Origin of the sequence: Variovorax sp. CCNWLW225 (assembly GCF_037204045.1) — a bacterium.
Classification (GTDB): Bacteria; Pseudomonadota; Gammaproteobacteria; order Burkholderiales; family Burkholderiaceae_C; genus Variovorax.
This window is the reverse complement of record NZ_JBBCBV010000008.1, coordinates 12,105-30,788: the sequence shown is the minus strand read 5'-3', so window position 1 is coordinate 30,788 and position 18,684 is coordinate 12,105. Positions and strand designations below refer to the sequence as shown.

15 protein-coding genes are annotated in these 18,684 nt (G+C 67.6%); 9 read left to right on the top strand and 6 right to left on the bottom strand.

The window, feature by feature from the left end; all coding sequences use genetic code 11:
* Positions 1-74 precede the first annotated feature (74 nt).
* Positions 75-686, top strand: a complete 612-nt coding sequence (locus V9L20_RS15250) for a glutathione S-transferase N-terminal domain-containing protein (protein ID WP_126749582.1) — start codon at positions 75-77, stop codon at positions 684-686.
* A gap of 325 nt (positions 687-1,011) precedes the next feature.
* Here the strand turns inward: V9L20_RS15250 and V9L20_RS15245 are convergent, their stop codons facing one another.
* Positions 1,012-1,611: a glutathione peroxidase gene (locus V9L20_RS15245; RefSeq protein ID WP_258508178.1), complete on the bottom strand. Its 600-nt coding sequence runs from the start codon at positions 1,609-1,611 to the stop codon at positions 1,012-1,014.
* A gap of 158 nt (positions 1,612-1,769) precedes the next feature.
* On the opposite strand from V9L20_RS15245, the gene V9L20_RS15240 reads away from it, so the two are divergent.
* From V9L20_RS15240 to V9L20_RS15230, 3 genes are all read left to right on the top strand, one after another.
* Complete coding sequence (locus V9L20_RS15240) at positions 1,770-2,627, top strand: ferritin-like domain-containing protein (protein WP_337297234.1); 858 nt, start codon at positions 1,770-1,772, stop codon at positions 2,625-2,627.
* Between the two features lie 67 nt (positions 2,628-2,694).
* Positions 2,695-3,576, top strand: a complete 882-nt coding sequence (locus V9L20_RS15235; protein WP_337297233.1) for an RNA polymerase sigma-70 factor — start codon at positions 2,695-2,697, stop codon at positions 3,574-3,576.
* A gap of 89 nt (positions 3,577-3,665) precedes the next feature.
* Positions 3,666-4,127, top strand: a complete 462-nt coding sequence (locus V9L20_RS15230) for a carboxymuconolactone decarboxylase family protein (RefSeq protein ID WP_337297232.1) — start codon at positions 3,666-3,668, stop codon at positions 4,125-4,127.
* Positions 4,128-4,137: 10 nt separating this feature from the next.
* Here V9L20_RS15230 and V9L20_RS15225 read toward each other — a convergent pair whose 3' ends face one another.
* Together V9L20_RS15225 and glnE are read right to left on the bottom strand one after the other, a co-directional pair.
* Positions 4,138-5,301 carry a septal ring lytic transglycosylase RlpA family protein gene (locus tag V9L20_RS15225; protein WP_337297231.1) on the bottom strand — a complete coding sequence of 388 codons (1,164 nt, stop codon included), beginning with the start codon at positions 5,299-5,301 and terminating at the stop codon, positions 4,138-4,140.
* Positions 5,294-8,092, bottom strand: a complete 2,799-nt coding sequence (glnE, locus tag V9L20_RS15220; RefSeq protein WP_337297230.1) for a bifunctional [glutamate--ammonia ligase]-adenylyl-L-tyrosine phosphorylase/[glutamate--ammonia-ligase] adenylyltransferase — start codon at positions 8,090-8,092, stop codon at positions 5,294-5,296. The genes V9L20_RS15225 and glnE overlap by 8 nt, the downstream gene beginning before the upstream one ends.
* A 25-nt stretch (positions 8,093-8,117) precedes the next feature.
* On the opposite strand from glnE, the gene V9L20_RS15215 reads away from it, so the two are divergent.
* From V9L20_RS15215 to V9L20_RS15200, 4 genes are read left to right on the top strand one after another with little or no spacing between them, the layout of a single operon-like run.
* Positions 8,118-12,290: a YhdP family protein gene (locus V9L20_RS15215; RefSeq protein WP_337297229.1), complete on the top strand. Its 4,173-nt coding sequence runs from the start codon at positions 8,118-8,120 to the stop codon at positions 12,288-12,290.
* Positions 12,287-13,102: a carbon-nitrogen hydrolase family protein gene (locus tag V9L20_RS15210; RefSeq protein ID WP_337297228.1), complete on the top strand. Its 816-nt coding sequence runs from the start codon at positions 12,287-12,289 to the stop codon at positions 13,100-13,102. The genes V9L20_RS15215 and V9L20_RS15210 overlap by 4 nt, the downstream gene beginning before the upstream one ends.
* Entirely contained in the window at positions 13,103-15,151 is a 2,049-nt protein-coding gene (locus V9L20_RS15205) for a two-component system sensor histidine kinase NtrB (protein WP_258502971.1), read from the top strand.
* A gap of 43 nt (positions 15,152-15,194) precedes the next feature.
* A complete protein-coding gene (locus tag V9L20_RS15200; RefSeq protein WP_157616401.1) occupies positions 15,195-15,821 on the top strand; it encodes a response regulator transcription factor in 627 nt (208 codons plus the stop codon).
* 4 nt (positions 15,822-15,825) lie between these two features.
* On the opposite strand, the gene V9L20_RS15195 is transcribed toward V9L20_RS15200, so the two are convergent.
* The 3 genes from V9L20_RS15195 to V9L20_RS15185 all read right to left on the bottom strand — a co-directional run bounded on the left by V9L20_RS15195 (position 15,826) and on the right by V9L20_RS15185 (position 17,525).
* Entirely contained in the window at positions 15,826-16,389 is a 564-nt protein-coding gene (locus tag V9L20_RS15195; RefSeq protein ID WP_337297227.1) for an OmpA family protein, read from the bottom strand.
* A gap of 117 nt (positions 16,390-16,506) precedes the next feature.
* Positions 16,507-17,166, bottom strand: coding sequence for an OmpA family protein (locus V9L20_RS15190; protein WP_337297226.1), 660 nt, complete (start codon positions 17,164-17,166; stop codon positions 16,507-16,509).
* A 197-nt stretch (positions 17,167-17,363) separates the two neighbouring features.
* Positions 17,364-17,525, bottom strand: coding sequence for a hypothetical protein (locus V9L20_RS15185; RefSeq protein WP_337297225.1), 162 nt, complete (start codon positions 17,523-17,525; stop codon positions 17,364-17,366).
* Between V9L20_RS15185 and mltA the strand changes: the two genes are divergently transcribed.
* Positions 17,524-18,660, top strand: a complete 1,137-nt coding sequence (gene mltA / locus V9L20_RS15180; protein ID WP_337297224.1) for a murein transglycosylase A — start codon at positions 17,524-17,526, stop codon at positions 18,658-18,660. The two genes, V9L20_RS15185 and mltA, sit on opposite strands and share 2 nt — an antisense overlap.
* The last annotated feature ends 24 nt before the right edge of the window (positions 18,661-18,684 follow it).

Genomic DNA, 18,684 nt, shown 5'->3' with positions numbered 1-18,684 from the left:
CGAAGCTGCCTTTTTCAGCGTTCCCCTAAAATAGCCACGAACAATCGTTATCAAAGCAAAGGGAGAGAGCCTTCATGAAACTGATCGGATCGGCCGCCAGCCCTTATGTGCGCAAGGTGCGCGTGGTGCTGGCCGAGAAACGGCTCGACTACCAGTTCGTGATCGAAGATGTCTGGTCCGCCGACACCACCATCGCCCACTCCAACCCGCTCGGGAAGGTGCCTTGCCTCATCATGGAAGGCGGCGAGGCGATGTTCGACTCGCGCGTGATCGTCGAATACCTGGACACGCTGTCCCCCGTGGGCAAGCTCATTCCGCAGCAGGGCCGCGAGCGTGCCGAGGTCAAGACCTGGGAAGCGCTGGCCGATGGCGTCATGGACGCCGGCGTGCTCTGGCGCCTGGAAGCCACCTGGAGCGGCCGCGGCGACGGCGAGCGCAGCGCCACCTGGATCGAGCGCCAGCGCGCCAAGGTCGAGGGCGGCATTGCCGCCATGGCCAAGGGCCTGGGCGACAAGCCTTTTTGCAGCGGCATTCACCTGAGCCTGTCGGACATCGCGGTCGGCTGCGCGCTGGGCTGGGTGGGGTTTCGCTTTCCCGAGATCGACTGGCGCGGCGAGCACCCGAACCTCGGAAAGTTGTACGACAAGCTGATGCTGCGGCCCAGCTTCATCGACACGCAACCATGACATGAAAAAGGCGCCCCGGGCGCCTTTTTCAATTCCGGGGCACCGTGTGCGGCGCCCCCTTTCGTGGGAATACAAAAATGCTGCGAGGCGCCCCGACGCGAAGGAGGGAGGGAGGGAGGAGGAGAAGAATCACCTCGGGATTTCGACCAGACGAGAAACGCCTGGAAGACCTCGCAACATGAAAACCGGAGGACATTTGCTGTCCACGTCTTTTATGAGGACAGTGTGCCAGCGCGGTTCCCGGTTCAGTGGTAAACGTTTGTGACGATCAGTTCACGCGTACTACAAGACTCCGATGCGAGAAGGAGCAGGTCGGGGCTCTCGGTCAATTGGCGGCGAGCTGGCTCTCCACCACCTTCACGAAAGCGGCCTCGTCGGGCGCGGTCATGCTCGACCACGCCTGAACCACCTTGCCGTCGCGCCCGATCAGGTATTTGTAGAAGTTCCACTTCGGGGTGGTGCCGGAGGCCAGCGCCAGCTGCTTGAACAGCGGGTTGGCATTCGGGCCGCGGACCGAGGATTTCGCAAACATCGGAAACTTCACGCCGAAAGTGCTTTCACAAAAATCGGCAATTTCCTTGTTGGAGCCCGACTCCTGGGAGAAATCGTTCGACGGAAAGCCCAGCACCACCAGACCGCGCGAGCGATATTTGCTGTCCAGCGCCTCCAACCCCTTGTATTGCGGGGTAAAGCCGCAGAAGCTCGCGGTGTTGACCACCAGCACCACTTTGCCGGAGTACTGGCACAAAGATTGGGGTTTTTCGTCCTGCAGCCTCGGGAAGGTGTGTTGCAGAGTGGCCGGGCAGGCCGCGTCGGCGGGTGCGGTGGCCGGAGCCGTAGATGGCCCGGCAGAGGGGGCCTGGGCACCCGCCGTACCGGCGGCAAGCAGGCAAGCCGCGAGCGCGGCGGCCTGTGCAAGGCGCATCGGCACGGGCGATCGGGTGGGGGTTGGCATAGGGGCTCCTGGTACAAAAATGGGGGTATGCATCCATGCCGTCAGGGGGCGCATGGCCGCATCATCGCGCGTCTGTCACGAGCGCGCCAAGCAGGCCGACTAAAATCGGCGGCCTTAGAAAGATTTTGATGCTTTATCCGGAACTCTTCAGACAACTCGAATCTGTCCGCTGGGACATGGACAAGGACATTCCCTGGCAGTCGTTCGATGCTTCGCTGCTGTCCGAAGAACAGGCGCAAACCATCAAGATGAACGCCATTACCGAGTGGGCGGCGCTGCCGGCCACCGAAATGTTCTTGCGCGACAACCGCCACGATAGCGATTTTTCCGCTTTCATGTCGATCTGGTTCTTCGAGGAGCAGAAGCACTCGCTGGTGCTCATGGAGTACCTCAAGCGCTTCAGCCCCCAGCATGCGCCCACCGAGCAGGAGCTGCACGAAGTGCGCTTCGACTTCGACCCAGCGCCTCCGCTCGAGACCCTCATGCTGCACTTCTGCGGCGAGATCCGCCTCAACCACTGGTACCGCCGCGCGGCCCAGTGGCACACCGAGCCGGTCATCAAGCACATCTACACCACGCTGAGCCAGGACGAAGCCCGCCACGGCGGCGCCTACCTGCGCTACATGAAGCGCGCGCTCGAAAAGTTCGGCGACGAAGCCCGCGCCGCCTTCACCAAGGTTGGCGTGCTGATGGCCAGCGCGCGCCGCACCGCGCAGGCGCTGCACCCCACCAACCTGCACGTCAACAAGGCGCTGTTCCCCAACGACACCATCCAGAGCCGCATGCCCGACCCGGATTGGCTCGAGCACTGGCTGGACAAGCAGATCAAGTTCGATGCCGTCTGGGAGGGCAAGGTCGGCGAGCGCATCCTGCACAACCTGAGCCTGCTCATGAACCGCAGCTTCAAGACCGTGCAGGAGCTCAACCGCTACCGCAGGGAAGTCTCCGCCAACCTCGGGCCGAAGGCCGAGTACCAGGGCGCTTGAAGGAATAAAGGGGCGCGTCCCGCGAAATGGCCTGTCACAAACCAGGCCGCTCGCCCGTCTTGTGACCATGGACGACGCCACCCTTACCTTCGACAGCCACCGCCGCCGCCTTCAGGGCATTGCCTACCGCATGCTCGGCACCGTTGCCGAGGCCGAAGAGGTGGTGCAAGACGCCTGGCTGCGCTGGCACGAGGCCGACAAGACCGGTTTCGACAGCGCCGAGGCCTGGCTGGTCACCGTCGTCACACGGCTTTCCATCGACCGGCTGCGCGCCGCCAAGGTCCAGCGCGAGCATTACATCGGCGCCTGGATGCCCGAGCCCACGCTCACCGATGCCCCCGCCACGCCGGAGCAGCTGCTCGAGCGCGCCGACAACGTGTCGGTGGCTTTCCTTGCCGTGCTGGAGCGCCTGGCGCCCGAGGCGCGCGCCGCCTTCCTGCTGCGCGAAGTGTTCGACGCCGACTACGAAGAAGTCGCCCGCACCCTCGGCAAGAGCGAGGCCGCCTGCCGCCAGCTGGTGCACCGCGCCAAGGCGCAGGTGCAGGAGGCGCGCCCGCGATTCCAGGTTTCGCGTGAAACCCACCAGCGCCTGCTTCAGGCCTTTGCCGATGCGGCCGCGCGCGGCAGCCTGCACGACCTGAAGGCACTGATGGCGGAAGACGTTGAGCTCATCGGCGACGGCGGCGGCAAGGTGCAGACCTTCAGCAAGGTCCTGCGCGGCAGCCAGCGGCTGGCGCAGCTTTACTTTGCGCTCTGGCGCCGCATGGGCCCCGCGGTGCGCATGGAACTGGTGGACATCAACGGCGAGCCGGGGCTGCTGCGGTTTCTAGACGGGCAGCTCGAATCGGCGCAGACCTTCGAGATTGAAGGCGAGCGCATCGTGCGTATCCGCGCCCAGCGCAATCCCGACAAGCTGACGCGCATCGCCCGGCTTTTTTCTTCGAAATAGTTCGTCTGGCGTGTCACAGGGCCGGAAGCGAGCCCGTCTTCAGTGGGTAGGAAGCAGATCTTTCAAACCCAAACCACTGGAGCATTTTCATGAACACGACCCCGCGCCTGAACTGGTTCAAGACTATCCCCAAGACCTTCGAAGCCATCCTGGCGGTCAGTGCCAGCATCGATTCGAGCACCGTCGGCAAGACGGTGCTCGATCTGGTGTTCGCGCGCGTCTCGCAGATCAATGGCTGCGCCTACTGCCTCGACATGCACGTGCGCGACCTGCGCAAGCAGGGCGAGGGATGGCAGCGCATCAACAGCCTGGCGACCTGGCGCGAAGTGAGCTTTTTCAACGATCGCGAACGCGCGGCGCTGGCGTGGGCCGAATCGCTCACGCGTTTGGCCGATCATCACGACGAGCGCGAAGCCGAGTTCGCAGCCTTGAAGGCGCAGTTCAGCGATGTCGAGATTGCCGAGCTCACCGTGGCTGTCGCGCAGATCAACACCTGGAACCGCATCAACGTGGGCATGCGCATGCCCGTCGCCGCCAAGGCGCTGGACTGAGCTTCTTTCTTCAGCGGCGCTCGACGACCATCGGCGCAATGCGCAGGCTGTCGCGCAACTGCGTGACAGCCTCGCCGGCTTCATTGCGCGACGCAAAGGGTCCGGCCTGCAGCCGATGCGTGCCGGCCTCGCTGAAAACGCGCAGTTGCGGCGCCAGTGAAGGCAGGCCGCGCGCCGCCTGGCTGCGCAGGCTTTCCGCGCCATCGCGCTCTCGGAAGGCGCCGAGCTGCACCCAGAAGCCCGCGACCGCGGCGGATGATGGTGCGGCGGCCGGCGCGGCCGCTGCCGGTGCCGTTGGCGCAGACAGGGGGGCCATTGGCGCAAGGTCGGTGACTACCATCGGCTGGCGCGGCGGCGGCGCGGCATCGGCCTCGAGCGTTGCCGGTGCCGCTTGCGCGATAGTTTCTGTCTGCGGCATCGGGGCCATTGGTACCACCGGCGTTTGCGGCACGACCGGCATCGTCGAGGCCTCCGGCGCATTCATCGCCACCGGCGCCACCCAGGCCGAAGGCACGGCCACCGACGCAGCCGCCGCGCGCCGCGATGGTGCTGACGCAGGGGCCGCGGCATACGCGGTTCCCGAGTCCCGCCGCCAGGCGCCGGTGCGGATGTCTTCGTTCGTGATGCGCTCGATCTCCACCGGCGCCACGCCGCGCAGCAGGTCGAGCTTGAGCGCCGCCGTGTAGCTCAGGTCGATGATCCGGCCGTCGACGAAGGGGCCGCGGTCGTTCACCCGCACGATCACCTCGCGCCCGTTGGCCGGGTTGCGCACCCGCACGTAGCTCGGCAGCGGCAGGGTCTTGTGCGCGGCCGTCATGGCGTACATGTCGTAGGGCTCGCCGCTCGCGGTCGACGCGCTGTGGAACTTGCGGCCGTACCACGAGGCGATGCCCGATTCGCGGAACGGCCGGTCGTCGGTGATCGGCTGGTACGCCCGGCCCAGCACCGTATAGGGCTTGCTGGTGCCGCCGCTGCTGCGGATGGCTTCGATGCGGGGCTCTGCATCGGGCACCCGGTCGAGGTCCGACGGAATGTTCGTGCCCGGGCCGTCGCGGCCGCTCAGCGCGCCGCCGCCGCTGCGGGTGCCGCTCGCGCAACCCGCAAGAAGAACAGCGACGGCCACCGCGCACGCAGCCAGCGCGGTGGGGGCGGGAGAAACAGCTCGCTCAGCCAAATACAGCCTTCCACAAGGCCAGCATGGCATCGCGCTCGGCGGCCAGTGCAGGCGGGGTGACCTGGGTCGGTTCTTCATTGAGGCGTGCGCGATGCTGCACACGGCGCAGTTCGCGGTACGCCGCCGCAGCCTTGCGGCCGACGCCGGCGGGCAGCAAGCCGGCTTCTTCGGCGCGCACCAGCAGCGCGATGTTGCCGACATTGGGAATCAGCTCCGGGTGCTCGCCCGAGGCCGACAGCACCAGAAACTGCACCGCAAACTCGGCGTCCACCATGCCGCCGGGGCTGTGCTTCACGTCGAAGCGGTCGGCCTTCACCGGCCGTGCGCCGCGCACCTTGTCGCGCATGGCAATGATCTCGGCCTTCAGCGCCTCGCGATTGCGCGGCGACACGATCACGGCCTGGCGCACGTCGTCGAAGCGCGCGCCCAGTTCGGCGCTGCCCAGCACAAAACGCGCGCGCGTCATGGCCTGGTGCTCCCAGGTCCATGCCGTATTGCTGCCGCGGCCAAGCTGGTACTTCTCGTAGGCTTCGAAGCTGGTCGTCAGCAGGCCCGAATTACCGTTCGGCCGAAGGGCGGTGTCGATCTCGAACAGGTCGCCCTCGCGCGTCTTCACCGTGAGCCAGTTGATCAGCTTGCGCACATAGGCCGCATACACCTCGCCGGCGCGCTCGTCGTCATCGTCATAGACGAAAACGATGTCCAGGTCGCTGCCGTAGCCCAGTTCTTTTCCGCCCAGCTTGCCGTAGCCGATGATGGCGAACTGCGGCGCTTCGCGGTGGCGGTTGCGCACGTGCGGCCAGCACCAGCGGGCGGTCACGCGCAGCGTGGTGTCGGCCAAGGCACTCAGGTCGTCGGCCACCTGCTCCACGGTAATGCGGCCGTCCACGTCGCGTGCCAGCGTGCGGAACACCTCGGCGTGGTGGGCGTGGCGCAGCAGGTTCAGCAGCCGCTCTTCGTCCGCTTCGCCGGTGCGGCTGAGCGAGGCGTGGCGTGCTTCCAGTTCGCGTTCGAACTCGGCCGCCACGAAGCGGCCCGAGAGCATTTCGTCGCTCGCGAGTTCGTCGATCACGCCCGGGTGCTGCATCAGGTAGCGCGCCGGCCACTTCGCGGCGCCCAGCAGCCGCAGCAGCCGCTCCTGCACCGCGGGGCGCTCGACCAGCAGCGCCAGGTAGCTCTCGCGCCGAAGCAGCGGTTCGATCCAGTCGGCCCAGCGCAATGCGGCGTCCGCATGGCGCGGCGTCTGCCCCGGGCCGTCGCCGTCGGGCTCTTTCAGCCACTGTCCGGTGCGCTGCACCAGCTGGCGCAGCCGGGCCCGGGTCTCTTCGCGCAGGGCAAGCACGCGGGACTGTTCGCACCAGTTGCGGATGCGCTCGGCAAACGCCGGCGGCAAGTCGTCGAGCAGATCGGCCAGGTCGGCAGGCGCGGCGGCCTTCTTGCCGCTGCACTTGCCGTTGCAGGGCTTCTCACCGCCCAGCAGCTTGTCGAACTCCTGCGCCACCAGTTCGCGGTGCGTGTCGAGCTGCTCGAGAAACGGGCAGCAGTTGGCATAGCCCATGGTCTGGGCAATCCAGCGCAGGTCGTCGTCGCCCACCGGCAGCATGTGGGTCTGCTGGTCGTCCAGGTACTGGATGCGGTGCTCCACGCGGCGCAGGAATTCGTAGGCCGAGGCCAGCGCATCGGCGGTTTCCTGCGGCATCAACCCGGCGCGCGCCAGGCGCTGCAAGGCATCGAGCGTGGGCCGGGTGCGCAGCTCGGGAAACTGCCCGCCCCGCACCACCTGCAGCAGCTGCACGGTGAATTCGATCTCGCGGATGCCCCCGCGCGACAGCTTCACATCGTTCGCGCGTTCGGGCCGTCCCGCGCTGCGCCGTGCCGATTGTTCGCGAATCTGCCGATGCAGCGTGCGCAGCGAATCGAACACGCTGTAGTCCAGGTAACGGCGGAACACGAAGGGCAGCACCGTGGCGCGCAGGCCTTGCGCATGGCCTTCGGACACGATGTCGCGTGGCGCCACCACCCGGCTCTTCATCCAGGCAAAGCGCTCCCACTCGCGGCCCTGCACCTGAAAATATTCTTCCAGGGCGTCGAGCGAGACCACGCTCGGCCCGGAATTGCCATTGGGCCGCAGCGCCAGGTCGACGCGAAACACGAAGCCGTGCTCGGTGGTGTCGCCCACCAGCGCGTAGATGCGCTTCACGGCGCGCGAAAAATACTCCTGGTTCGACAGCCGGCCGCGGCCGTCGGCGTCGCCGCGGGTTTCGCCGTCCAGGTCGTACAGGTAGATCAGGTCGATGTCGCTCGACACGTTGAGCTCGCGCGCGCCGAGCTTGCCCATGCCCACCACCCAGAGCTGCGCGCGCTGGCCTTCGGGGCCGAGCGGCGCGCCATGCAGCGCGTCGAGTTCGTGGCAGGCGTCGCGGCAGGCGATGTCGAGCGCGAATTCCGCGAGCTCGGTCACGGCGGTGGTCACCACGGCCAGCGGCGCCTGGGCATCGCAATCGAGCGTTACAAGCCGTTCCATCACGAGCTGCCGCACAATGCGCAGCGCATCGCCGACGCTGTCGCCGCGTGCGCGCAATGCCTCATAGGCCGTGGATATCGACTCGCGCAGCGGCGCGCCGGGAGGAAGCAATGCAAGTTCGGCCGCGTACCTGCGGCGCAGGCGCTGCACGAAGCGCGAATAGGAAGAAAACGCGAGCTCGATCGCGATAGGTGGCGTGGGCGTGGTTGGCAACTGGTTCACACTGATATTGGTTTCCGTGGAACCCCTCTGATGGCTGGCGGTCATAATTCCCGACACAGCGCGATCCTCAATGAACGACACGGCGTCTCCCCCTTCACGTCTGCTCAAGATCACCGCTGCGACGGCGCGCTGGCTGCTGGGTTTACTGATCGCTGCATGGCTTCTGCTTGCACTGTCAGTGGTTGTCCTACACGCGTGGATTGTGCCGCGAATCGGCGATTACCGTGGTGCCCTGGAGGCACAAGCCAGCAAGGCCATCGGGGTACCTGTGCGCATCGGGTCGATCACCGCCCGTTCGGATAGTCTGTTTCCTGCCTTCGAGCTGCGCGACGTGGTGCTGCATGATGCCAGCCAACGCGAAGCCCTGCGCCTTGTGCGGGTGGTGGCGAGCGTGTCGCCGCGCTCCTTGTGGCGCCTCAATTTCGAGCAGCTCTACGTCGAGGGGCCGCAAGTCGACGTGCGCCGCGACGTGCTGGGCAAGCTGCACGTGGCCGGCCTGCACATGTCCAACGACACCACCGGAGAGACCCGCGCCGCCGACTGGTTTTTCGCCCAGCGCGAACTGGTGGTCGAAGGCGGCACCGTCCGCTGGACCGACGAGCAGCGCCAGGCCGAGCCCCTGTTGCTGACCGATGTGCGTTTTGTGGCCCGTAACGGTGGCCGCCGCCACGGGCTGCGGCTCGACGCCACCCCTCCGGCCGGCTGGGGCGAGCGCTTCACCCTGCGCGGCCAGTTCCGCCAGCCCCTGTTGTCGGTGCGCTCCGGCCGCTGGCAGACCTGGGACGGCCAGCTTTACGCCGACCTGCCTTATATGGACGTGACCCGCCTCGGCCGCTACGTCTCCATCGACGCGCGCATCCGCGAAGGCAGCGGCGCGCTGCGCGTCTGGGCCGACGTGAAGGACGGGCAGATCGTGGGCGGCGCCGCCGACCTGGGGCTCAACCGCGTCGATGCCTCGCTGGGACGGGGATTGCAGCCGCTGGTGCTGCTCTCGGTCACCGGCCGGCTTGCCGGTCAACTCAATGAAGAGAACTTCGAATTCTCGACCGCCGCGCTGCAGTTCGACACCGCCGACGGCATGCGCTGGCCCGGCGGCAACCTGTGGATGCAGCACTCGCCCGCGCGCGGCCGCACGCCGGAGCACGGCGCCTTGCGCGCCGACCGGCTCGACCTGGCGGCGCTGGCCCTCATTGCCGACCGCCTGCCGCTGGGCGAGGCCACGCACCGTGCGCTCGATGCCTATGCGCCGCGTGGGCTGGTCGAGCGCATCGACCTGAACTGGCAGGGTTCTTTGGGTGCGCCCGAGCGCTACCAGGCCAAGGGGCGCGTCAGCGGCCTGCGGGTCGCGTCGCAACCCGCCCCGCCCGTGGTTTCCGCAGCTCCCAAGGCCGGCGCCCCGGCCACTCCCCACGCGCACGCCGGCTCGCCCGGCCTGAGCGGCGCCACCATCGATTTCGACGCCACCCACAACGGCGGCACCGCCGCACTGTCCATGGCGCAGGGCACGCTCGAGTTTCCGGGCGTTTTCGAGGAGCCCGTCATTCCCATCGACCGGCTGGCGGCCCAGCTCCAGTGGAAGCTCGACAAGGGCCATGCGCAGTTGCAGGTGTCCAAGCTGCGCTTCGCCAACGCCGATGCCGAGGGCGAGGCCGAAGCCAGCTGGCGCACCAGTGATCCCGCCATTTCCGCCGGCCAGTCGCTCTACCCCGGTGTGCTCGACCTGCAGGGCAAGCTGACCCGCGCCGACGGCACGCGCGTGTTCCGCTACCTGCCGCTCGACATTCCCCAGCACACGCGCGACTACGTGCGCCAGGCGGTCACCAAGGGCACGGCCAGCAGCGTCGACTTCCGCGTGCGCGGCGACCTGCACGACATGCCCTTCATGGACCCGAAGCGGGGCGAGTTCCGCATCGTGGCCAAGGTGGCCGATGTCAACTACGCCTACGTGCCCCCGGCCTCCGCCACCGCGGCGTCCACCGCCTCCAGGGCCGCCGCCTCGGCACGGCCCGGCACGCCCGCGGCGGTCTGGCCCGCCCTGACCGGCGTCTCGGGCGAGCTGGTGTTCGAGCGCGCGGGCATGCTGGTGCGCAACGCGCGCGGCCGGCTGGCTGGAGCGACCGGCATCGAGGTCACCAAGGCCGAGGCGCAGATTGCCGACATGTCGCACGACGCCTCGTTGCTGCGCGTCGACGCCCAGGCCAAGGGGCCGCTCGGCGAACTGCTGCGCGTGGGCGCTCCGCTGGCCGGCGAAACCGGCGAGGTGCTGTCGCGTGCGCGCGCCACCGGCACGGCCGACTACCGGCTGCACCTCGAGCTGCCGCTCGAGGACATGGACGCGGCCAAGGTCCAGGCCAGCATTGCGCTGTCGGACAACGAGCTGCAGCTGGCGCCCGAGGCGCCGTCGTTCACGCACGCAAAGGGCGTCGTCGGCTTTACCGAAACCAACTTTTCGCTGGCCGGCCTCAACGCCAGGCTGCTGGGCGGCGACGTCCGCATCGAGGGCCGCGGCCGCTTTGCCGGCGCCAACCGCGAAGTAACACTCAAAGCGCAGGGCACCGCAACCGCCGAAGGCCTTCGCAGTGCGCGCGAGGCCGAGTGGCTGACCCGCATCGCGGCCAAGGCTACGGGCAGCACGCCTTACGCGGTCACTTTCTCGATGCGAGACGGCGCGCCGGAGTTCCTGCTCACCAGCACCTTGCAGGGCCTCGCCCTGCAATTGCCCGCCCCGCTCGTGAAGACGGCGGACGAGCAGATGCCGCTGCGCATCGAAAAGAAAGTGCTTCAGCGCGAAACCCGCGGGGCCGCCGGCATTGCGGTGCAAGACCAGCTTTCGTTGGAGCTCGGCCGCATCGGCAGCGCCCAATATGTGCGCGACATCTCGGGCGCCGACGCGCGCGTGCTGCGCGGAAGCATCGGCATTGGCCTGGCGCCGGGCGAAACGGCCAGCGTGCCCGACAGGGGCGTGCTCGCCAACGTGAACGTCGCCAAGCTCGATATGCCTGCGTGGAAAGCCCTGGTCGGCGACACCGCAACCAATGCGGCTGAAGCGGGTGGCGCCGAGCGGCCCGAAGACGCGGCCATGGGCTACCTCCCCACGCGCATTGCCGTGCGCGCGCAGGAGCTCGGCATTGCAGGCCGCACGCTGCACAACGTGGTGCTGGGCGGCACGCGCGACGGCTCGCTCTGGCGCGCCAACATCGACGCCACCGAGCTCAGCGGCTATGCCGAGTACAGCCACTCGCAGGCCGGGCGGCTCCATGCGCGGCTCGCGCGGCTCAAGATCGCGCCAACCGAGGCGACGCAGGTCGAGACGCTGCTCGACGAACAGCCCGGCACGTTGCCCGCGCTCGATATCGTCATCGACGACTTCGAGTTGCTCGGCAAGCGGCTCGGCCGCGCCGAAATCGATGCCGTCAACCGCGGCGGCGCCGGCCGCGAATGGCTGCTCAACAAGCTGAGCTTCACCATGCCGGAGGCGAGCTTCGCGGCCAAGGGCACCTGGGCTGCCGTGCCGGGCGGCAGGGCCGGACGCGTCGAGCAGCGCCGCACCGCCATGACCTTCAGGCTCGACATTGCCGATGCCGGCGACCTGCTTGCGCGCTTCGGCATGCCCGGCGTGCTGCGGCGCGGAAGCGGGCGGCTCGAGGGCGACGTCAACTGGCGCGGTTCGCCGTTCTCGCTCGACTACCCCAGCCTGGGCGGGCAGCTGCAGGTCAACGTGGGATCGGGCCAGTTCCTCAAGGCCGACCCCGGCCTTGCCAAGCTGCTTGGCGTGCTGAGCCTGCAGGCGTTGCCGCGCCGGCTCACGCTCGACTTCCGCGATGTGTTCAGCCAGGGCTTCGCCTTCGACTTCATCCGCGGCGACGCGAAGATCACGAACGGCATTGCGAGCACCAACAACCTGCAGATGAAGGGCGTCAACGCCGCCGCGCTCATGGACGGCTCGGCGGACATCGTGCGCGAAACCCAGGACCTGCGCGTGGTGGTGGTGCCCGAAATCAATGCCGGCACGGCCGCGCTGGTGGCCACCGCCATCAACCCCGCCATCGGGCTGGGCACCTTCCTGGCCCAATGGGTGCTGAGCAAGCCGCTCGCAGCCGCCGCCACGCAGGAGTTTCACATCGAAGGCACCTGGGCCGACCCCAAGATAGCCAAGGTGCCGCGGTCCATCCTGCCCAATCCCCTGAATCTTCCCGCGCCGGCGCCCGCCGCCGAAGGCCGGAAAACGGAGACCACGCAATGAAAGTCGCAGCCATCCAGATGGTGTCGGCCATCGCCCGCGAAGCGAACCTCGCACGCGCCCACGACCTGCTCGCGCAAGCCGCGGCGGACGGCGCCGAGCTGGCGGTGCTGCCCGAGTATTTCTGCATGATGGGCGCGCGAGACACTGACAAGCTGGGCCTGCGCGAAACCGCCGGCGCCGGCACGGTGCAGGGCTTTCTTGCCGATGCGGCGCGCGAGTTCGGCCTGTGGATCGTCGGCGGCACGCTGCCCATCGAAAGCAACGATGCGGAGCACGTGTTCAACAGCTCGCTGTGCTACTCGCCTGATGGCCAGTGCGTGGCGCGCTACGACAAGATCCACCTGTTCTACTTCGACAACGGCACCGAGCGCTACGACGAGCGCCGCGTCATCGCACCGGGCGCCAAGCCCGTGGTGTTCGACCTACCGTCCCGCGATGGTCACCGCTGGCGCGTGGGCATGAGCGTTTGCTACGACCTGCGCTTTCCGGAGCTGTACCGCGCGCTTGCCAAGCAGGGCGCCGACCTGTTGCTGGTGCCCAGCGCCTTCACCCGCACCACCGGTGCCGCGCATTGGGAGGTGCTGCTGCGCGCGCGCGCCATCGAAAACCTGGCCTGGGTGGTCGCGCCTGCGCAGGGCGGCACGCACGAGAACGGCCGCCATACGTGGGGCCAATCGATGGTGGTCGACCCGTGGGGCACCGTGGTTGCGCAGCAGGCCCTCGAAGAAGGCGTGGTGCTGGTCGACATCGATGCCGGGCAGACCGGGCGCATGCGCGCGCAGCTGCCGGTGCTCTCGCACTGCGTGCTCTAGATGCAGGATGTGCTGACCGCCGCGTCGCCACGGTGGGCGCTGTTGGCGTTCGCGCGCCTGCGCTCGCTGTGGAAGCGCTGGTTTCTTTGGCTCATTCTGGCCGTGCTGGTGTCCGCACTGCTCGTTACCGTGGTGTGGCTCGCGGGGCGGCATGAAGTGGAGCAGGTGCAGGCGGCGCTCGACCGCGACACGGCCGATGCGGTGTCCGACCTTCGCATCGGCTTGCAGCGCAATGCGCAGAGCCTGCGCGCCACGCAGGCTTCGGGCCTGGACCGCACGCATTGGCCCGAGGCCGCGGCCACCTTGCTGAGGGAGCATCGCGAGTGGCTTCGCCTCGAGTGGCGCGACGCCGCGCTGCGTCCGCTGGAGTCGGCCAACACGCCCTACCGCATGCGCCTTATCGACGAGGAAAGCCGCGGCGCCGACCAGACCGACGTGGCGCTGGCCTGCACCGCCGCGCGCAAGCTCGGTGCGCCCGCCTATTCGCCGAGCCACTTCGTACCGGTGCTCGGCGGAGGCGGCGTCGAGGTGATGGAGCTCTGCGTGCCCATCGACGCGGGCGGTTTCCTGGTCGCGAGCTACTCGCTGCGCGACACGCTCATCGAACTGGTCGGCCCCACGCTCACGCGCGGGCAGGAAGTGGCGTTTACCGAAACCGACGGCACGCGGCTGGTGGCGCTCGGCACGTCGCGCCGCACCGGCACGCGCGTCTTCACCTCGCAGCAGCTCATCGATCTGCCAGGAGCCGCGCTGATGCTGCGCGTCGACGGCTGGCGCGCGGCGCCCGATCTTTTTCCGAACGTGCTCACGGCGCTGGTCACCGGCATATCGATTGCGCTGGTGTCGGTGCTGGTGCTGCTGGCGCGCGACACGCGCCGCCGGCTGCGCGCAGAGCGCGACCTGGCCGATGCGCTGGCCTTTCGCAAGGCGATGGAAGACTCGGTCATCACCGGCTTGCGCGCGCGGGACCTGCAGGGCCGCATCACCTACGTCAACCCGGCGTTCTGCGAGATGGTCGGCTTCAGCCCCGAAGAGCTGATGGCCGGCAGCGGCGAATCGACCGAGGTGCCCTACTGGCCCACCGAGCTGGCGCACGAATACCAGCAGCGGCAAGCCAGGCGCCTGGCCGGCGGCATGCCGCCGCGCGAGGGCTTCGAGTCGGTCTTCATGCGCAAGGACGGCACGCGCTTTCCGGTGCTCATCTTCGAAGCCCCGCTCATCAACGCGCAGCGCGTGCAGACCGGCTGGATGAGCGCGTTCATCGACATCAGCGAGCAACGCCGCATCGAAGAACTCTCGCGCGCGAGCCAGGAGCGCCTGCAGGCCAGCGCACGGCTTGCCACGGTGGGCGAAATGGCATCGCTGTTGAGCCATGAGCTCACGCAGCCGCTGGCCGCGATTGCCAGCTATGCCACCGGCTCGCTCAACATGCTCGGCCCCCATGCCAAGGGCGAGCAGGCCGAAGTGGCCATGGCTGTGCGGCGCATTGCCGAGCAGGCCGACCGCGCCGGCCAGGTGATTCGCAGCGTGCACGACTTCGTGCGCCGGCGCGACCGCACGCGCGAGGCCGTGGCGCCCCAGGCACTTGTCGATGCGGTGCTGCCGCTGGTGCGGCTGCAGGCGCGCAAGCTCGGCGTGATCATCGAGGTGCTGCTCGAAGACCGCCTGCCGCAGGCCATGTGCGACCGCACACTGGTCGAGCAGGTGCTGCTCAACCTGGCGCGCAACGCCATGCAGGCCATGGACACGCCGGACAATGCCGGAGAACGGGTGCTGCGGCTGCGCGTGGCGCGCGCCGTGGCGGTAGGCGGCACGGGCGTGGAAGACGCGCGCCGCTGGCTCGAGTTTTCGGTGGCCGACCTCGGCAGCGGCATCAGCGAAGAGGTGGCGAGCCGCCTCTTCACACCCTTCTTCACCACGCGCGCCGACGGCATGGGGCTTGGTCTCAGCCTGTGCCGCACCGTGGTGGAGCAGCACGGCGGCGTGTTGATGTTCGAGCCCAACCAGCCCCGGGGCACGGTGTTCCGCTTTACCCTGCCGGCGGCATGACCCTTGCAGGTTTGCCGCGGCCACATTCTTGAAAACGACTGATATGCAACCGCTGATCGACGGCCTCATCTTCATCGTGGACGACGACGCCAGCGTGCGCGAGGCATTGGCCTGGCTGCTGCGCTCGCGCCGACTGGAGAGCGAGCACTTTGCAAGCGCCGAGGCCTTCGAGCAGCGCCTGGCCGAAGGGCCGCTGCCTCAGCAGCCGCTGTGCCTGCTGCTGGATGTGCGCATGCCCGGCACCAGCGGGCTGGTGCTGTTCGACCGGCTTGCGGAGCGCGGCCTGCTTGATGCCATGCCCGTGATCTTTTTGACCGGCCACGCCGATGTGCCGACCGCGGTCGACGCGGTGAAGCGCGGTGCATTCGATTTTTGCGAGAAGCCGTTCTCGGACAACGCGCTGGTCGACCGCATCGAGCAGGCGCTGGGTGCTTCGCTTCGGGCGCTCGAGGTGCAGCGCGTGCGGCGCAGCCTGGCCGGCCGCATTGCCGAACTCACCGAGCGCGAGCGCGACGTGATGCGGCTCGTGGTCGAAGGCCTGCCGAACAAGCTGATTGCCGACCAGCTCGCGATCAGCGTGCGCACGGTGGAGGTCCACCGCGCGCGCGTGTTCGAAAAGATGGAAGTGAAGTCAGCGGTTGAGCTGGCCAACCGCTTGAGAGATCTCTAAGAGATCAGCTTTTTTCCGCGACGAAGATTTCGACGCGGCGATTCTGCGCACGGCCGGTGGCGGTGCCGTTGTCGGCCAGGGGCTCGCGCGAGCCGCGGCCATCGGTGGTGATGGCGGTGGTCGAAACGCCGCGCGCCACCAAGTGGTTGCGCACGCTGTCGGCGCGGCTCACGGAGAGGCGCTCGTTGCCTTCTTCGCTGCCGGTGTTGTCGGTGTGGCCCACCACGCGCACGCTGGCTGCGGTGGCGCTGCGCAGGCCTTCGGCGACCTTGTCGAGCACCTGGGCGAGGTTGCGCTTCACGTTGGAGCGGCCCACGTCGAACGAAAGCTCGTTGGGAACCACAAGGTGCAGCTGGTTGTCCGCGGTCTGCTCGATCACCACGCCCGTGCCCTTGGTGGAATTTTCCAGCTCGGTCTTGAGCGACGCCAGGCGCGCGGTCCAGCTGTTGGACGGCGCGGCCGACTGGGCATCCGGTGCGGTTGCAGCACCCGGCGCAGGCGATTGCGAAGCGCAGCCCGCAATGAACAATGCGGCCGCAGCCGCACCCGAAACAACAAACTTCCTCATGAGTTTTCCCTCTGGATTGACATTGAAACGATAACGATGGGCGCCGGCCGCTCCCGCCCGGCCGGCTTTTTTCTTCTTGTCTGGCTTACTTACTTATTTTTCTATCTACTGGCGAGTTCAGCCTCGCGGTGCGCGCTCGCCCACAAAGATTTCGACGCGGCGGTTCTGGGCCCGGCCGGCATCGCTGTTGTTGTCGGCAATCGGCTCACGCGAGCCGTGGCCTTCGATGCGGAAGGCCGCGGCACTCACGCCGCGTGCCACCAGGTAGTCGCGCGTGCTGGCGGCACGGTCGACCGACAGCGGGTTGTTGATGGCGTCCGAGCCGGTGTTGTCGGTGTGGCCGATGATGCGCACCTCGGCGTTCGGGTTGTTGCGCAGGCCGCTTGCGAACTGGTCGAGCACGGGCGCGAAGTTCGACTTGATGTTGGAGCGGCCCACGTCGAACGACACATCGCTCGGAATCTGGAGCTTGAGCTCGTTGTTCGGGGTTTGCGTGACCGCAATACCGGTGCCTTGCGTGGCGGCTTCCATCTGGCGCTTCTGGTTTTCCATGCGCTGCGACCACAGGTAGCCGCCAAGCGCGCCGGCTGCGGCACCGACAACAGCACCGGTGCCGATGGCACCGCGGTTGCCACCGGTGGCGGAGCCGATGGCCGCACCGCCCAAGGCGCCGATGCCGGCACCGATGCCGGTGTTGCGTTGGGTGTCGGTCATGCCGCCGGCACAGCCGGACAGGACGAGGGCGGCGGCGGAGGTGGCGAGAACGAATTTTTTCATGGCTTTCCCTTTCAAGGATGAATCAGGCGGGCCACAGCTTAGCTTCGGCAAGCATGCGATGGTACGGCCTTAGCGATCCGCCGAAAACAGGAAAACCTTTCGCCGCGTCCGATGAATGCTAGGACGGTTGCTACTAAAGTAATAGCTAATGGGTTCTTCTCCGACATTTCCCTGCGACTTGCGGCTACGCAAGAAATTCACGCTTCTGGAGGGCGGCCCTGCTTGGCGGACTCGTTGTCATCGACGGTCTCATCTTCTTCGTGCAGCTCACCCTTCTTTCGACCGGAAAACATGGTCCACCAGACGATCAATATGAGCACGAGCCCTGCCCCGAGGGCTTCAAGCAAAATCAATCCCATGAGAAATGGACTCCAGTGGCTGGTAGGGCTCGCGATCGTAGCAACGATGGCGGGCTGCTCGCTCAGCCCGCGCGCACCGGAAACCCCGGCGCGCCCCACCGTAACGCCCCCGCGCGACCTCGGCCCCCTGACCGGCTCGCTGGCGCATCCCAAGAGCCGATGGGTGCCCGTCGGCTGGTCGGAGCTTCCGGGTTTCAGCGACGATCCGCTGCACGAAGCCTGGATTGCGTTGCTTGCCAACTGCGCGCGCCCCAATGCCGCCTTTGCACCGCTGTGCCGCGACGTGCGCCAGCTGGCCATTGCGACGCCCGAAGAGCAGCGCCAGTGGATAACCGACCGGCTGCAGCCCTACCGGGTCGAGTCGCTCGCGGGCTCCAGCGAAGGCAAGCTCACGAGCTACTACGAGCCGGTGTACGACGCCTCGCGCGTGCCCACCGCCACCTTCAACGTTCCGATCTACCAGGCGCCGGAAGGCCTGGTGCCGCGCCGCCCCTGGTACACCCGGCAAGAGATCGAAACCCTGCCCGAGGCTCAGGCGGCGCTGCGCGGCCGCGAGATCGCGTGGATGGCCGACCCGATCGACGCGCTCATGCTGCACATCCAGGGCTCGGGGCGCCTTCGCATCACCGAAGCCAACGGCGTGCAGCGCACCGTGCGCGTGGCGTTTGCGGCCACCAACGAGCAGCCTTACAAGAGCGTGCAGCAATGGCTGATGTCGCAAGGCGTGTCGAAGGTCGGCAAATGGCCTGACGACACCAAGGCATGGGCCGCGCAGAACCCGCAGCGCGTGTCGCAATTGCTGTGGAGCAATCCGCGCTATGTGTTCTTCCGCGAAGAGACGATGAGCGAGCTGGACGCTTCGTTCGGCCCGCGCGGCGCGCAGGGCGTGCCGCTCACGGCGGGGCGCTCCATCGCCGTCGACCGCGAAAGCATTCCGTACGGCACGCCGGTGTGGCTCGCCTCGAGCGGCCCCGCCGCGCAGCTGCAGAAGCTCGTGGTCGCGCAGGACACCGGCAGCGCCATCGTCGGCGCCGTGCGCGCCGACTACTTTGCCGGCACCGGTGCGGACGCCGGCCGGCTGGCTGCCAGCATGAACCAGCCGCTGCGCCTGTGGGCGCTGTGGCCAAAGCAGTAAGACATAGGACGTAAGCGAGCTGTC

Excerpts from the sequence above, each read along its gene's own strand:
- mltA (WP_337297224.1), top strand. The coding sequence starts at position 17,524 with ATGAGAAATGGACTCCAGTGGCTGGTAGGGCTCGCGATCGTAGCAACG.
- V9L20_RS15230 (WP_337297232.1), top strand. The coding sequence starts at position 3,666 with ATGAACACGACCCCGCGCCTGAACTGGTTCAAGACTATCCCCAAGACC.
- V9L20_RS15235 (WP_337297233.1), top strand. The coding sequence starts at position 2,695 with ATGGACGACGCCACCCTTACCTTCGACAGCCACCGCCGCCGCCTTCAG.
- V9L20_RS15190 (WP_337297226.1), bottom strand. The coding sequence starts at position 17,166 with ATGAAAAAATTCGTTCTCGCCACCTCCGCCGCCGCCCTCGTCCTGTCC.
- V9L20_RS15215 (WP_337297229.1), top strand. The coding sequence starts at position 8,118 with ATGAACGACACGGCGTCTCCCCCTTCACGTCTGCTCAAGATCACCGCT.
- V9L20_RS15195 (WP_337297227.1), bottom strand. The coding sequence starts at position 16,389 with ATGAGGAAGTTTGTTGTTTCGGGTGCGGCTGCGGCCGCATTGTTCATT.
- glnE (WP_337297230.1), bottom strand. The coding sequence starts at position 8,092 with ATGACCGCCAGCCATCAGAGGGGTTCCACGGAAACCAATATCAGTGTG.
- V9L20_RS15245 (WP_258508178.1), bottom strand. The coding sequence starts at position 1,611 with ATGCGCCTTGCACAGGCCGCCGCGCTCGCGGCTTGCCTGCTTGCCGCC.
- V9L20_RS15200 (WP_157616401.1), top strand. The coding sequence starts at position 15,195 with ATGCAACCGCTGATCGACGGCCTCATCTTCATCGTGGACGACGACGCC.
- V9L20_RS15250 (WP_126749582.1), top strand. The coding sequence starts at position 75 with ATGAAACTGATCGGATCGGCCGCCAGCCCTTATGTGCGCAAGGTGCGC.
- V9L20_RS15210 (WP_337297228.1), top strand. The coding sequence starts at position 12,287 with ATGAAAGTCGCAGCCATCCAGATGGTGTCGGCCATCGCCCGCGAAGCG.
- V9L20_RS15185 (WP_337297225.1), bottom strand. The coding sequence starts at position 17,525 with ATGGGATTGATTTTGCTTGAAGCCCTCGGGGCAGGGCTCGTGCTCATA.
- V9L20_RS15205 (WP_258502971.1), top strand. The coding sequence starts at position 13,103 with ATGCAGGATGTGCTGACCGCCGCGTCGCCACGGTGGGCGCTGTTGGCG.
- V9L20_RS15240 (WP_337297234.1), top strand. The coding sequence starts at position 1,770 with ATGCTTTATCCGGAACTCTTCAGACAACTCGAATCTGTCCGCTGGGAC.